This window comes from Citricoccus sp., from assembly GCF_032154715.1.
In the GTDB taxonomy this organism is placed as follows: domain Bacteria; phylum Actinomycetota; class Actinomycetes; order Actinomycetales; family Micrococcaceae; genus Citricoccus.
In genome coordinates, this window is sequence record NZ_JALDXU010000017.1 from 1 (window position 1) to 14,242 (window position 14,242).

Consider the following 14,242-nt stretch of genomic DNA (forward strand, 5'->3'; position numbering starts at 1 on the left):
CGGTCGACTTGGCCTGGACCGCGGCGGCCACGAACGCCGCCGTTCCCTCGGGCGGCAACGGCCGGGGTGCGAACGCCGCCCGGGTGTGGAACAAGCCTGACAGGCGGTCCACGCGAAAGGTCCTCCAGTCGTCCCGGTCCAGGTCCCAGGCCAGCAGGTACCACCTCGACTCGGCGGGCACCAGGGCGTAGGGCTCCGCGTGGCGGGTGGTCTCCGCGCCACCGGCCGCTGTGTAGGCGAAGCGCACCCGCTCCTGATCGCGGCAGGCCAGGGCCAGTTCGCCCAGGACCTCGGGTGAGGTGCTCGGACCGTCCGGCCCGGTGGGCTGGACGAACTCCCCCAGCGCACCCACCCGGCGCCGGAGGCGGGAGGGGAGCAGCTGTTCCAGCTTCGCCAGCGCGGCCAGGGTGGTGTCCGGGCCTCCCACCAACCGCTGGGTGGCGGCCACCCGCAGGCCGATCACCATGGCCACCGCCTCCTCGTCGGTCAACAGCAGGGGTGGCACCGCGGCTCCCGCCTCCAGCCGGTAGCCACCGTCCAGCCCGGGGACGGAGTCCACCCGGTAACCGAGCTCCCGCAGCCGCTCCACGTCGCGGCGCAAGGTGCGATCCGAGACGCCCAAGCGGCGCGCCAGCTCCGAGCCGCCCCAGTGCCGGTGGGTCTGCAGCAGGCTGAGCAGGTTCAGGGTCCGTGCGGTGGTGTCGGCCATGCCCACCATTCTGTCTGTCAATGCGGACGGAAACTGACCGCGGTGGTTCCTAGCGTGGTGCCATGACCACAGACACCATCATCCACAGCCGCGGTCTGGCCAAGCGCTTCACGGCCCCGGGTTCCCCGGGAAAGCACCTGCAGGCGGTGGCCGGCCTCGATCTCGACGTCTCCCGCGGCGAACTCCTCGCCTTCCTCGGCCCCAACGGCGCCGGCAAGTCAACCTCCCTCCGTCTGCTCACCACGCTGCTGCGTCCCTCGGCCGGCACCGCCACGGTGGCTGGTTGCGACGTGCACACCGATCCGGCGGGGGTGCGCTCGCGCATCGGCTACGTCGGGCAGGGTACGTCCGGCAGCCTGTCCCAGCGGGTGCGGGACGAGCTGCTCAGCCAAGGCGCCTTCCACGGCCTGGGGCGGCGCGAGCGGGCCCGGCGCGCGGATGAGCTCATCGAGTCGCTCGAGTTGGGCCCCTTCGCCCGGCGCACCGTCCAGCAGCTCAGCGGCGGCCAGAAACGGCGCGTGGACATCGCGCTGGGCCTCGTCCATGCCCCCACGCTGCTCTTCCTCGATGAGCCTTCCACCGGCCTGGACCCACAGAGCCGGGCCAACCTGTGGCAGCACATCCTGGACCTGCGCGAGAGCCATGGCACCACCGTCTTTCTCACCACCCATTACCTGGACGAGGCGGACCGCTACGCCGAGCGGGTGCTGGTCATGGACGCCGGCCGGGTCATCGCGGACAACACGGCTGAACACCTCAAGGCGGGGCTGGCCGGGGACGCCGTCACCCTCGGCTTCCCGGACACCGGGCACGCTGAGGCCGCCCGCGTCCTGCTCGGCCGCCTCCTGCACACCGAGACCATCGCGGTGACGGACGACGCCGGCCGCCCCGGCCTCGCGGTCACGGTCCCCGACGGCGCCGGCCGACTTCCCGACCTCATCCGCGCCCTCGACTCCGAGGGGCTGCCGCCGGCATCGGCCGCCGCCGTCCCGCCCACCCTCGACGACGTCTTCCTGTCCCTGACCGGGCGCTCGCTGCGCGAGGCCGACCTCGCCGCCGGCCCTGACCCGGACGCATCTGACACTGCGGTGCCTGACACCGACACGTCCGACCCTGACCACACCCTCCAGGAAGCGACCCGATCATGAGCTCCATCGCCACCCACAGTTACCACGTCCTGGTCCGCGAGCTGCGGCCCATGGTCCGTGACCCCTTCTCCCTGATCTTCAGCCTGGTCCAGCCCCTGGTCTTCCTCGGACTGTTCACTCCGCTGCTCATCGGCCAGTCCGGCGGTTCGACCGCCGAGACCCTGCAGTGGTTCGTCCCGGGCGTGCTCGTGATGATCGTGCTCTTCGGCACCGGCGCCGTCGGGTCGAACCTGCAATACGACCTGATGACCGGCGCCCACGAACGCACCCTCGTGGCCCCGGTCTCCCGTTCCTCGCTCCTGGTGGGACGGGCCCTGAAGGAGGTCGTGCCGATCACCGTGCAGTCTTTGGTCATCGTGGCCGTGGCGTTCCCCTTCGGTTTTCGCGCGGATCCCGTGGGCCTGGCGGCAGGTCTGGTGCTGCTGGCGGTGTTCGGGATCGGCCTGGGCGCGTTGAGCTATTCACTGGGGTTGGCCACCAAGGAGCACGAGTGGCTGTTCTGGGGCGTGCAGCAACTGCTGATCTTCCCGCTGCTCATCCTCTCCGGCATGCTGCTGCCCCTGGAGGACGGACCCGCCTGGATGCGGGTGGTGGCGGCCGTCAACCCGGTCAGCCACGTGGTCACGGCCGAGCGGGTCCTGCTGGCCGGGGATCTGGCGGCCCTGGAGGTGCTGTGGGGTGCGCTGGCCGCCGTGGCGGTCGCCGGCGTCGGGCTGGTGGTGGGTGTGCGCACCATGCGGCGCGATTGACGGCGGACCCGGAGGTCGGGGCCTCTGGCTAGACTCGGCCGGGTGAACGGACAGCAGACCCCCCAGACCCCGACCGCCCCGGAATCCGCAGGTGCCCTGCCGGAGAAGGTCTCAGATGTCTTCGACCCGCAGCACTGGCGGGTGGTGAACGGCTTCGACTTCGAGGACCTCACGTACCACCGTCAGGTGCAGCGGGACACCTCCGGGGCGATCCTGCGGGACCTGCCGACCGTCCGCATCGCCTTCGATCGCCCGGAGGTCCGCAACGCGTTCCGTCCCGGCACCGTGGACGAGCTCTACCGGGCGCTGGACCACGCCCGTATGACGCCGGACGTCGGCTGCATCCTGCTCACCGGCAACGGCCCCTCCCCCAAGGACGGCGGCCATTCGTTCTGCTCCGGCGGTGACCAGCGCATCCGCGGCCGGGACGGCTACCGCTACGCCGAGGGGGACACCGCCGAGACCGTGGACCCGGCACGGGCCGGCCGCCTGCACATCCTCGAGGTCCAGCGGCTCATGCGGACCACGCCCAAGCCGGTCATCGCCGTCGTCAACGGCTGGGCGGCCGGCGGCGGGCACTCCCTGCACGTGGTGGCCGACCTGACCATCGCCTCGCGCCAGCACGGCCGGTTCAAGCAGACCGATGCCACCGTCGGTTCCTTCGACGCCGGTTACGGCTCCGCCCTGCTGGCCCGCCAGCTGGGGCAGAAGAACGCCCGGGCCATCTTCTTCCTGGCCCGCGAGTACTCCGCCGAGCAGATGGTGCAGATGGGCGCGGTGAACGAGGCCGTGGACCATGAGCGCCTCGAGGAGGTGGCCCTCGAGTACGCCGCGGACATCAACCGCCAGTCCCCGCAGGCCATCCGCATGCTCAAGTTCGCCTTCAACATGGCCGACGACGGCCTGGCCGGCCAGCAGGTCTTCGCCGGCGAGGCCACCCGAATGGGCTACATGACGGATGAGGCCGTGGAGGGCCGGGACGCATTCCTGCAGAAGCGCGATCCCGACTGGTCGGCGTTCCCGCACCACTTCTGAGCGGGATCCAAGAGGGCAGGATCGGTCCCGCCACTGGCTAGACTCGATCCGTGCCTGTGACCCCTGCCGATCTCGACCGCGCCCAGCGTGCGCTGGCCGCTGCCCTGGACGGCTCCGGCCCTCCGGTCGAGTTCACCGAAGGCGGCCGGATCGTCCCCCGCCCCGAAGCCGCGGATCCGGCGGCCGGCGGTGCCGAGGGGACGGTCGCCGTCGTACGCACCTCCGGTTCCACCGGAGCCCCCAAGCAGACCCTCCCGACGCGCGAGGCCCTGGCCGCCTCGGCCGCGGCGACCGCCGGCCGGATCGGTGGCGAGGGCCAGTGGCTGCTGGCCGTGGGCCTGCACTACGTGGCGGGGCTCGCCGTGCTCTCTCGCTCCCTCGCGGCCGGCACCACCCCCGTCCCACTGGCCCCTGGGCCGTTCACGCCGCAGGCGTTCGTGGAGGCCGTGGACCGGATGGAGCGCGGCACCGGCTTCCGCGCCCTGTCCCTCGTGCCCACCATGCTCTCCCGCCTCCTGGTGCCCGACGCCGGCCCGGGCGCCTCGAGCCCTTCGGGTGCCGGGTTCGCCGGGGCTGCCGTGGACGCCCTGCGCACCTTCGACGCGATCCTCATCGGCGGCGCCCGCCTCCCCGACCGCGTCCGGGAGGTTGCCGCCGAGGCCGGTCTGCGGATCCACCTGACGTATGGCATGAGTGAGACCTGCGGCGGCTGCGTGTATGACGGCGTCCCCCTGGACGGCGTGTCCGCGGACCTCGTCGCCAGCCCGGACGCGGACGGCGGGCACCCGGGCGTCCCCCGCCTGCGGCTGTCCGGCCCGATGATCGCCGCCGGCTACTTCGACGACCCGGAGCGGACGGCCGCGCATTTCGGCTCCGGAGCCCGGCCGGGCGGCAGTACTCGCTGGTTCCTGACCGAGGACGCCGGCACCGTGGAGGGGGCCCCCGGCCGGCAGCGCCTCACCGTGACCGGCCGCGTGGACGATGTCATCAACACCGGCGGCGTGAAGGTCTCGGCGGCGAGGGTCCAACAGGTGCTCGAGGCACTCCCGGGTGTGCAGGCTGCCTTCGTCGGAGGCGCCCGCGACGACGAGTGGGGACAGCGCGTGTGCGCCGCCGTGGCAACGGGCCGGGGTCACGCGCCGTTCGACCAGGCCGCCGCCCGCGAGGCGATCCGGGCCCAGCTGGGACCGGCCGCGGTGCCCAAGCAGTGGCTGGTCCTCGAGTCCCTGCCGCTGCTGCCGAACGGCAAGACGGACCGCCAGTCCCTGCTCACCCGCTTCACCACCTGACCCCCACCGTTTTCAGGGCAGAAATGAGTACTGATTTCTGCCCTCAAAGTTCAAGACCGCTCAAGACCTCGTGACAGCACGCTCCAGCACCTCAGGAAGGTACACACCCCATGGCCACAGCCGCCCAGTGGATCGAGGGTGCGCGGTTGCGCACCCTGCCGATGGCGATCGCCCCGGTACTCATCGGCTCCGCCGCGGCCCACGCCCTGGACGGGTTCCACCTGGGCCGCGCGGTCCTGGCCCTGATCGTGGCCCTGGCCCTGCAAGTCGGCGTGAACTACTCCAACGACTACTCGGACGGCATTCGCGGCACGGACGATGACCGCGTCGGCCCGCTGCGGCTGACCGGCTCCGGGGCCGCCCCGGCGCGCGCGGTCAAGCTGGCGGCGTTCTCCTGCTTCGGGGTCGCCGCCGTGGCCGGCCTCGGCCTCATCGCCTGGTCGGGCACCTGGTGGCTGGCCGTCGTCGGGGTCCTGGCCATCGTGGCCGCCTGGTACTACACGGGGGGCCAGAAGCCCTACGGATACCGGGGTCTCGGCGAGGTCTTCGTCTTCATCTTCTTCGGCCTCGTGGCCGTCCTCGGCACCACCTACACGCAGGCCCTGGCGGTGTCCGGCCCGGCATGGGCCGGTGCCGTGGGCTGCGGCCTGGTCTCCACCGCGCTGCTCATGGCCAACAATGTCCGGGACATCCCCACGGACCGTCAGACCGGCAAGATGACGCTGGCCGCCCGGCTCGGCGACACCCCGGCCCGCTGGTCCTACGTGGCGATGGTGGGCGTGGCGATCGTGCTGCCGTTGTTCTTCACCGGTGAGTACCCGTGGCTGTGGCTCGTGGCGCTCACGGCCGCCGTGGCCGTCCGGCCCTCGATCACCATGATCCGCTCATCCGAACGCCGGGACCTCATCCCGGTGCTCAAGCTGACCGGCATCCTGGGCCTCGTCTACGCGGTGCTGTTCGCCGCGGGGCTGGTGCTCTAAGCCTTCTCGTCGTTACCAGGATCGAAGTACCGGCCCTCGGTGTAGGAATCCTCGGCGTCCGCATCGGCCCGCTCGGATGTGAACTGCTCCCGTGTCCCGCGGCCCTCCCAGGCGCTGGCCACGTCACTTCCGGCGCCGGTGCGCAGGTCGTTGAAGAACAGGTACCCCGCGGCCAGTGCGATGACGGCAGCCGCGATGGTGGAGAAGACCCATCCGAGGCCGAGCAGCATGCAGGCGCCCCAGACCACGAAGAAGACGGCCAGGCGGATCACGGCATACTTGAAAACTCGCACCAGGGCAGTCTACCGGGATGGGCCGGCGCACGATCGGCGCGCAGTCAGCCGGTTTAGCTGTGCTGGCACCGGTCCGTAGACTGGAGCCATGCCCCGCTTCCTCATCCCCCTCGGCATCGTCGCCGCCGGCCTCATCATCTATTCGCTGATCGAGTGCCTGATGACCCCACGCCACCAGGTGCGGGCCATGTCGAAGGCCGTGTGGATCCTGATCATCGTGCTGGTCCCGCTGGTGGGTGCGCTGCTGTGGCTCTTCCTGGGCCGGCGTCGTGGGTCCTCGAGTGGCGGTGGCACCGCCGGCGGCCCGGCGCGTCCCCAGCGCCCGCAATCCCCGGACGACGATGCTGCCTTCCTGCGCCAGCTCGACGTCCAGCGCAAGCAGGCCGCACGCCAGGCCGAGCTGGACCGCCGGGATGCCGAGCTGAAGGCGCGGGAGAAGCGGGATCCGAAGGGCAACGGCACCCCGGAGCCCGGCGGATCCAATACCCCCAAGCCCGACGGCGGCACCGACCAGTCCTGACGCCCCGCCTCGGGTGCCCGGCACCGGGGCATGAACCGTGGCGTGAACCACGATGGGGAGTTGTCCCCATCGTCGTTCCCCGTCATCGGTGCGACGCTGAGGACCGTGGCACACGACATCCAGCCCGAGGGCATTCACTCCACCCTGGTTCGGGTGGCCGGAGACGGACAGATCCTGGACACAGCCGCCGTGGCGGCCCGCACGGCCGGGGACGAGATCTCCGGCGCTTTCGGCACGGCGTCCACCGCCCAGACGGCCTTCTCCGTCTTCTGGTCGCAGCGTTCGGGCACCGGTGAGCGGATCTCCAACCTGATCCTGCACCAGGCCTCCTGTGTGGCCGATGCCGCCGACGCCTTCATCGAGTCCGACGGCATCATGAGCTCGGACGGCCGCTCGGCCCTGGGCTCCCTGGCGGACATCGTCGTGCCCGAGGACGAGGGCTGATCCGCACACCATGAGCCTTCCCCACCTGAAGACCTATCCGGCGGTCGAGGCCGCGTGGGACACGCTCAGCGATGCGGCCGCGGACCTGAAGACGGAGTCGAAGAACGTCCAGGGCTCCATGACGGATGCCCAGTCCTCCTGGCAGGGGTTCCGGACCTGGTACCGGCATGACGACACCGAGGACGCGGTGTGGGCCGGGCTGGACGCCCTCGAACCCCATGCCGAGGACTGGGCCACCGCGTTGGCCTCGGCCCAGGACGCCATCGATGATTTCGTTGCCACGGGCCAGCCGCTGCAGACCGAGCGGGAGGACCTGGACCACGAGGAGCCCGGACTGTCCTCGCGGCGCAGCGCGGCCCTGTCCTCGGAGGATGAGGCCGAGGTGGAGGAGGTCCGGGCGGCCATCCTGACCTTCAACGAACGGGCCACCAGCCTGGCGACCGATTGGGACAACGCCCAGGAGACCTTCGAGTCGGCGATCGGCGCCATCTCCATCGGCACCACGGAGGGCCTGCCGGCCGTCAACAGCCCCCGGAAGGACGGCACCCTGGACTGGGCGGCCATGACCAGCGAGCTGGATGAGGCGTTCGGCGAGCTTGACCCCCGGAGCATCTGGCGGGACTTGCGAGGACTGACCGAGGATGAGCTGAGGGATTGGCTCGAGGCCAACCCGGAGGCAGCGCGGGCCCTGGCGGAGAACGAGGTGCCGGGGAATCCGATCCCCGGTTCCGCCGAGGAGATCATGATCGAGGCCATGGCGGGTGATGCGCAGCTCAGCGAGGAGGGCATCGCCGGTATCCGCGAGGCGTGGATGGGACTCGAGGACCATGAACGCGAGCGCCTGATGCTGTTGTTTCCGGCCGTCATCGGCAATCTCAACGGCATCCCGCTGGCCACGCGCGGGCAGACCAACCAGGTCACCGTGGCGGGGCTGCGGGAGCAGACCGCGGAGAACCTCGCCGAGCACCGGGAGAACAGGCCGCAGCACGCTCCCGGCAATGCCTACGAGCGCGGCCAGTGGGAGGACGAGGAGGCCCGTCTCGAGACCGTCCTGCAGGGCCTCACCCAGGCATGGGACGCGTACGGGCGAGATGAGTTCCCCGAGCCGGATCCGCCCGCGGCCGCCAACCCTGATTCATTCGTACTCCCGGGCTACTCCACGGTGTACGTCTCCACCGAGGGCCTCGGCCAGATCGCCACCATGCGGGGCGAGCCCTCCGGTGACACCGAGCGGGCCGTGACCTTCGTGCCCGGGACCAACACCACCATCGCCAGCGTGGATCATTACAACAGCGCCTTGAACGCGATGGACGGCGATGACCCGGAGGGCACGGTCTCCATCTACTGGCAGGGGACCGACCTGCCCCAGGACCTGATCCGGGACAATGCGACACCCCACTTCAACGAGCAGGGCGCGCCCCGTCTCGCTGCCTTCGACCATGCCGCCGATCTGGAGATGTCCACCCATCGGACCCGGGATGTGGACACGACCTATGTGGGCCACAGCGCGGGCGGTTCGTTGCTCGGCACGGCCGAACGCGAGGGTCTGGACTCCACGAACATCGTCTACGTCGCACCCGCCGGGACCGGCCATGAGGTGTCCTCCCCGGACGACACCGAGAACGAGTACGCGCACCGTTACCTCATCCAGACCAACGACGACCCGATTGCCGCCGCGCAGCTCCTCGGAGGAGGAGCCCATGGCGGTTCCTTTTGGGAGGGGTCCAACCCGGTTCAGCAGATGGGAGCCGTCCGGCTGGAATCCGGGTTCATGGGCAACGGATCCACGGTGATGGGGGGCCACACGGATTACTTCGAGCACGGGTCCACCTCTGCCGAGAACATCGCCGGCGTGGTGTACGGAGGGGAGGTCGCCCCATACCTGGAACCGGAGATCCACGCCACCTTCGGCTCCCCTTATCCGGCCATCGGATACCCGTTGGAGACGGACACGGACCACTACCGCGAGAACGGCATCCCGACGGTGCCGGTCCAGGACCTGCACTGAGGGGTGCAGATCGCCGGCATGCAAGACTGGAAACACCAGGCGACGAAACGGGACCGCACGATTCACATGGGAACTGGACACACAGGCCGCAACACCGCCATGCTGGCCCTCGCGGCCTTGGCACTGGCTTTAGGGGGATGCATGAATCCGGATGCCGACACCACCTCGGACGCCGAGGCCCGTTCCGCCGAGCAGGGCCGGGCCATGGAAGCGGAGATTCCGGATCTGGTGCGCGCCGCCGGTTGGGACTCCGTTGGACAGCTGGCCGAGAACAGTTGCCTGGGGGATCCCGATCCGGAGCAGGCCAGCCGCAAGACCCATTGGACGGGAGCCTCAGGTCGCGTCGGCGTCTCCCGGGAGGATGCCGAGATCGCGGCTGAGCGGATTCAGGACGCGGCCGAACAACGGGGATGGGAACCCCTGAAGCGGGGCAACACCGCGCCGAATTCGGAGAACCTCTACGCTGCGGCCAAGGGAGACCTGGCCCTGGCCGTCACCTACACGTCCGGCACCGGCCGGCCGGGGCTGTCACTCCAGCTGTCGACGGATTGCTTGGAGATGCCCGCCGGACACACCATGACCCGATCGGTGCTGGACCCGATGTACGGATCAGCCGACCCGCTGTACCCCAACGACGACCGCTCGAAGTTCAGCAACGGAGAGCCGAAGCCCCTCCCGGAGTGACCTCTACTCCGGGATGCCCGCGTAGGAATGCAGGCCCGGGAAGTACGTGTTGACGATGGTGAAGTTGAAGACCAGGCAGGCGAAGCCGATGATCGAGAGCCAGGCGGCGCGATCCCCGGTCCAACCGCGGGTGGCGCGGGCGTGCAGGTAACCGGCGTAGACGACCCAGATGACGAAGGTCCACACCTCCTTGGTGTCCCAGCCCCAGTAGCGGCCCCAGGCGGCCTCGGCCCAGATGGCGCCGGCGATCAGGGTGAAGGTCCACATCACGAAGCCCACGGCGTTGATGCGGTAGGACCAGTTCTCGAGGCTGAAGGCGGACGGGACCAGGCGCATGAAGGCGGGCTTGCCCTCGCCCCCGGCCCTCAGACGGGCCTCACGGCGGTGCTGGAGCAACTGCAGCACGCTCATCGCGCACGTCAGGCCGAACAGTGAGGAGGCGAGCACGGCCACGGAAACGTGGATGACGATCCACGGTGACTGCAGGGCCGGCTGCAGGTGTGCGATCGGGGTCGGGAAGCCCATGGTGGCAGCGCACATCATGACCACGACCAGCCCGGAGACGAAGGTCCCCAGGAAGCGCAGATCCTTCCGGATGAGGAACAGCAGGTACACCGCGGCGACCAGCAGGGCACCGGTGGTGCAGAACTCGTACATGTTGCCCCACGGAACCCGGTTGGCCGAGACGCCGCGGGCGATCACGGCGAAGGCGTGCAGCAGCACGCTGATGACCATCAGGGCCACGGCCACGTTGGCGGCCGGGCGCCGCGTGGTGCCCAGGTATGCCATGTCCTCGTCCACGAGGTTCTGGTCGGTGACCGTCCCCGTCCCCCCGCGGCCCGTGACGGCCCCGGAGGAGCCGGCTGCCGGCGGCATGCTCGTCTCGGTGCCCGCGTCCTGGCCCACGACGCCGGCCCCCACCAGCTGACCGCGGTGCTGCAGCGCCGCTGCGGTGGCGTCATCGGACGCGCCGGTCTCGGCGGCCAGTTCGGCCTCGAGGGTGCGGATGGTCTTGGACGAGGTCGCCATATCGATGGCGAACACGATGAAGGCCGCGGCGTAGACCAGCGCAGCGATCAGCATGAACAGGTCGCTGTAGCTGGCCAGCTGCAGATTGATGGACTGCATGGGTTACTCCGGTCGATTCTCGGTGGCGCCGGTGGTCCCGGCGGTGGATGACGTGGTCTGGCGGTGGTCGAGGTCGTCCTCGGGGGCGACCACGGGCCAGGTCTTCTCGAACTGGCGGCGCAGGGAGACGTTCTCCTCGCGCAGCCCGAAGTCCTCGCCGCGGGCGAGCAGGCCGTACTCCACCATGGTGGACCCGTCGGGGCCGGTAGCGCTACGGACCCACACGCGGCGGCGGCGCACGAACAGGCTCACGCCCAGGGACACCAGGGCCAGGATGGCGAAGAAGCCGACGCCCCACTTGCCGGGATCGTGGTGGATGTCCAGGCCGACGTACCGCTGGACACCGTCGAAGCTGATGGAACCCTTGCCCTCCGGCAGGTCGTAGGACTCCCCCGGGCTCAGCGTGATGCCGCCGGACGCGAGGTCCCGGTTGTTCAGCTCGGTGAGGTTGTCCGTGTCCAGCACGTACACGTTCTGGGGTTCGCCCTCGTCCAGGCCGAGGTCCCCGTAGTACGAGTTCAGGTTCAGCTCGGGCTCGTACAGCTCCGGGTCGATGGAGACGGCCACGCCGTCCTCCCCGGTGTAGGCCGTGGGCAGGAAGAACCCGACGAAGCCCAGCTGCTCCGGTTGCGCATCCGGGGCCTTGATGACCATCAGCGAGGTGTAGAGCTGGTCCTGGACCTGCGCGACGACGGGCCCCTGGAACGCGATGTCCCCGTTGCCGTCCCGGACGGTGACCTCCGGTGCGTAGCCGTTGCCGACGAGGTAGACGCGGGTGCCGCCGATGTCGAACGGGTGGTTGACCTTCAGGTCCTGCTGCGTCGCCTCGCCGTCGGTTCCCTCCTGGACGGTCATGTGCGCGGTGAAGTCCAGGGGCTGGCCGTAGTGGGTCTCCGACTCACGGTCGAACACGGCCTCGAAGCCGTCCAGGGTCATGGAGAACGGCTCCAGCCGGTCCTCCGAGAAGGCACTGCCGGGGGTGAAGGAGTCATAGGCCACGAGGGTGTTGGCGAAGCCCTCCCCCTCCACGATGATCTTCTGCCCCGAGTAACTCAGCAGACCGCCGATGGCCATGAAGGCCAGGACGCCGATCAGGGACAGGTGGAAGAAGATGTTGCCGATCTCCCGCACATAGCCGCGCTCGGCACCCACGGAGGCGCCGCCGTCGGGCTCCTCGCGGATATCCGTGCGGTAGCCGCGCTTCTTCAGGATCGCTGCGGCCTGGGCCACCGCGTCCCGCGGGGACGGCCCGGTGGTCTCGAGGAGCACCTTGCCGTACTCGGGCAGCCGGTTCAGCCGGCGCGGGGTCCGCGGCGGGGCGGAGCGCAGGTCCTTGGCGTGCTTGGCGGCGCGCGGCAGGACGCAGCCGATGAGGGAGACGAAGAGCAGGATGTAGATGGCGGAGAACCAGACGGACGAGTACACGTCGAACATCTGGAAGCGGTCCAGCCATGCACCCTGGACGGGGTTGTCCTCGAGGTACTGGTTGACGATCTCCGGGCCGGCCGGACGCTGCGGGAACAGGGAGCCGGGCACGGCGGCCACGGCCAGCAGCAGCAGGAGCATCAGCGCGGTGCGCATGGACGTCAGCTGCCGCCAGGCAAAGCGCAGGGACTCCTTGAAACCCAGCGCAGGGACGGCCACGTCCTCGCGCTGGCGGTTCTTCCGGCCCGACTGGGCCTCCTCGGCCCGGGTGGCCCGCAGGTTGTCTTCTTGGCTCAAATCGGCAGCCTCACTTCGTTGGCGAACCAGGTCTGCAGCTGGACGACCCAGGAGTTCCACAACCCCGACACCATCAGCGCGCCGAGTACGATCAGCAGCCCGCCGCCGAAGCGCATCACGGCCACCCGGTGCCGGCGGAAGAAGGCCATGGCACCCAGGCCGCGGCGCAGGCCGAGGGCGATGAGCAGGAACGGCAGGCCCAGGCCGAGGCAGTAGATGAACGCCAGCAGCGCACCCTTGCCGGGATTGGTGGACCCCGCGGTGGACATGGCGAGGACGGCGGCCATGGTCGGGCCGATGCAGGGGGCCCAGCCCAGGCCGAAGGTCACGCCGAGGACGGGAGCGCCCCACAGCCCGGCCTTGGGCTGGACGTGCAGTCGGCGGTCCTGCTGCAGCCGGTCGAGCCCGCCCATGAACACCACGCCCAGGACTATCACCACCACGCCGAGCACGCGGGTCAGCCATTCGCCGTCACCCTGCAGCCAGATGGTGACCTGGGAGAACACGATCCCCACGAGCACGAACACCGCGGAGAAGCCCAGGACGAACAGGGCGATGCCGAGGAGCATCCGTCCACGCTTCTGGTCCTGCAGATCCGCGCCGGTCAGCCCGGTCACGTAGCCGAGGTACCCCGGCACGAGCGGCAGCACGCAGGGCGAGAGGAAGGAGACGAGACCGGCCAGCAGGGCGATGGGCATGGCCAACAGCATCGAGCCGTCCATGACGATCTCGGCAAAGGGATTGTTGACTGTGGTGGTGGCGGTGGCGATGGCGGCCTGCAGCATCGGGCGGCTCAGGCCTGCTCGTCGGCAGGGTCGGCCGGTTCATCGACGACGGTGGCGATCAGCGTCTTGAGTGTGGAACGCTCCGCCACCCCGAGGATGCGCGCCGAGACACGGCCCTGACGGTCCAGGACGATCGTGGTGGGCACGGCCTGCGGCGGCACGTAGTCCGTCATGGCCAGCAGCACCTGGCCGCCGCGGTCCTCCAGCGAGGGGTAGGTGATCCCGAAGTTCCGCTCGAAGGCCTCGGCGGTACCGGCGGTGTCCCGCACGTTCACGCCCACGAACCGCGCCCCCTGTGGCTCCCACTCCTCATGCAGGGACTGCAGGTCCGGGGCTTCCACGCGGCACGGGGCGCACGCCGCATACCAGAAGTTCAGCACCACGGGATCCCCGAGCCAGTCGGCAGCACTGACGGATTCGCCGGAGAAGGCGGTGGACGTGAACTGCACGGGTTCACCGCGGTCTTCGGCGGCGATCTCCAGCACGGATCCGTCACCGGCGATGTAGTTCTTGCCGTCCGCGTTCCCGGCCTGGGCGGCCAGCGGGTCCTCGGTGGCGCAGGCCGCCAGCAGCGGCAATGCTGCCAGTCCGGCGAGCCCGGCCAGCACGTTCCGCCGGCTCGGGCCGGTCCCGGTTCGGGGACCGGAGCCGTGGGCTGGTCGGTGCTGATGTGGAACGGTCATGGCAGCTCGGATACTCCAGTGGGGATTGGGCGTCCGTTGGATTCTACCGCCTGTAGTAGACGCGG

General features: G+C 70.0%; 15 protein-coding genes. 9 read left to right on the plus strand and 6 right to left on the minus strand.

Going from position 1 to position 14,242, the window contains the following annotated elements:
- On the minus strand, window positions 1–709 hold a 709-nt coding region (locus RUH65_RS04775; protein WP_313816091.1), incomplete at its 3' end, for a YafY family protein.
- A 62-nt stretch (window positions 710–771) separates the two neighbouring features.
- On the opposite strand from RUH65_RS04775, the gene RUH65_RS04780 reads away from it, so the two are divergent.
- From RUH65_RS04780 to RUH65_RS04800, 5 genes are all read left to right on the plus strand, one after another.
- A complete protein-coding gene (locus RUH65_RS04780; RefSeq protein ID WP_313816092.1) occupies window positions 772–1,857 on the plus strand; it encodes an ATP-binding cassette domain-containing protein in 1,086 nt (361 codons plus the stop codon).
- Window positions 1,854–2,606: an ABC transporter permease gene (locus RUH65_RS04785; protein ID WP_313816093.1), complete on the plus strand. Its 753-nt coding sequence runs from the start codon at window positions 1,854–1,856 to the stop codon at window positions 2,604–2,606. Before RUH65_RS04780 ends, RUH65_RS04785 begins: the two co-directional genes overlap by 4 nt.
- Window positions 2,607–2,648: 42 nt before the next feature.
- Window positions 2,649–3,641, plus strand: a complete 993-nt coding sequence (locus tag RUH65_RS04790) for a 1,4-dihydroxy-2-naphthoyl-CoA synthase (RefSeq protein ID WP_313816094.1) — start codon at window positions 2,649–2,651, stop codon at window positions 3,639–3,641.
- Between the two features lie 50 nt (window positions 3,642–3,691).
- Window positions 3,692–4,930, plus strand: coding sequence for an AMP-binding protein (locus RUH65_RS04795; protein ID WP_313816096.1), 1,239 nt, complete (start codon window positions 3,692–3,694; stop codon window positions 4,928–4,930).
- Between the two features lie 110 nt (window positions 4,931–5,040).
- Window positions 5,041–5,910 carry a 1,4-dihydroxy-2-naphthoate polyprenyltransferase gene (locus tag RUH65_RS04800; protein ID WP_313816097.1) on the plus strand — a complete coding sequence of 290 codons (870 nt, stop codon included), beginning with the start codon at window positions 5,041–5,043 and terminating at the stop codon, window positions 5,908–5,910.
- Here the strand turns inward: RUH65_RS04800 and RUH65_RS04805 are convergent.
- Window positions 5,907–6,203, minus strand: a complete 297-nt coding sequence (locus RUH65_RS04805; RefSeq protein ID WP_313816098.1) for a DUF4229 domain-containing protein — start codon at window positions 6,201–6,203, stop codon at window positions 5,907–5,909. The genes RUH65_RS04800 and RUH65_RS04805 overlap by 4 nt on opposite strands.
- Before the next feature lie 88 nt (window positions 6,204–6,291).
- Between RUH65_RS04805 and RUH65_RS04810 the strand changes: the two genes are divergently transcribed.
- The 4 genes from RUH65_RS04810 to RUH65_RS04825 all read left to right on the plus strand — a co-directional run bounded on the left by RUH65_RS04810 (window position 6,292) and on the right by RUH65_RS04825 (window position 9,859).
- Window positions 6,292–6,723, plus strand: a complete 432-nt coding sequence (locus RUH65_RS04810; protein WP_313816099.1) for a PLD nuclease N-terminal domain-containing protein — start codon at window positions 6,292–6,294, stop codon at window positions 6,721–6,723.
- 105 nt (window positions 6,724–6,828) lie between these two features.
- A complete protein-coding gene (locus RUH65_RS04815) occupies window positions 6,829–7,167 on the plus strand; it encodes a hypothetical protein (RefSeq protein WP_313816100.1) in 339 nt (112 codons plus the stop codon).
- 10 nt (window positions 7,168–7,177) lie between these two features.
- Entirely contained in the window at window positions 7,178–9,175 is a 1,998-nt protein-coding gene (locus RUH65_RS04820; protein ID WP_313816102.1) for an alpha/beta hydrolase, read from the plus strand.
- A gap of 141 nt (window positions 9,176–9,316) precedes the next feature.
- Window positions 9,317–9,859, plus strand: a complete 543-nt coding sequence (locus RUH65_RS04825) for a hypothetical protein (protein WP_313816103.1) — start codon at window positions 9,317–9,319, stop codon at window positions 9,857–9,859.
- Between the two features lie 3 nt (window positions 9,860–9,862).
- Here the strand turns inward: RUH65_RS04825 and ccsB are convergent, their stop codons facing one another.
- The 4 genes from ccsB to RUH65_RS04845 are packed head-to-tail and all read right to left on the minus strand — an operon-like array spanning window position 9,863 to window position 14,177.
- Entirely contained in the window at window positions 9,863–10,987 is a 1,125-nt protein-coding gene (gene ccsB / locus RUH65_RS04830; protein WP_313816104.1) for a c-type cytochrome biogenesis protein CcsB, read from the minus strand.
- 3 nt (window positions 10,988–10,990) lie between these two features.
- Complete coding sequence (locus tag RUH65_RS04835; RefSeq protein WP_396179619.1) at window positions 10,991–12,709, minus strand: cytochrome c biogenesis protein ResB; 1,719 nt, start codon at window positions 12,707–12,709, stop codon at window positions 10,991–10,993.
- On the minus strand, window positions 12,706–13,494 hold the full coding sequence (locus tag RUH65_RS04840) for a cytochrome c biogenesis protein CcdA (protein ID WP_313816105.1): 789 nt from the start codon (window positions 13,492–13,494) through the stop codon (window positions 12,706–12,708). The genes RUH65_RS04835 and RUH65_RS04840 overlap by 4 nt, the downstream gene beginning before the upstream one ends.
- 8 nt (window positions 13,495–13,502) lie before the next feature.
- Window positions 13,503–14,177, minus strand: a complete 675-nt coding sequence (locus RUH65_RS04845; RefSeq protein ID WP_313816106.1) for a TlpA disulfide reductase family protein — start codon at window positions 14,175–14,177, stop codon at window positions 13,503–13,505.
- Window positions 14,178–14,242 lie beyond the last annotated feature (65 nt).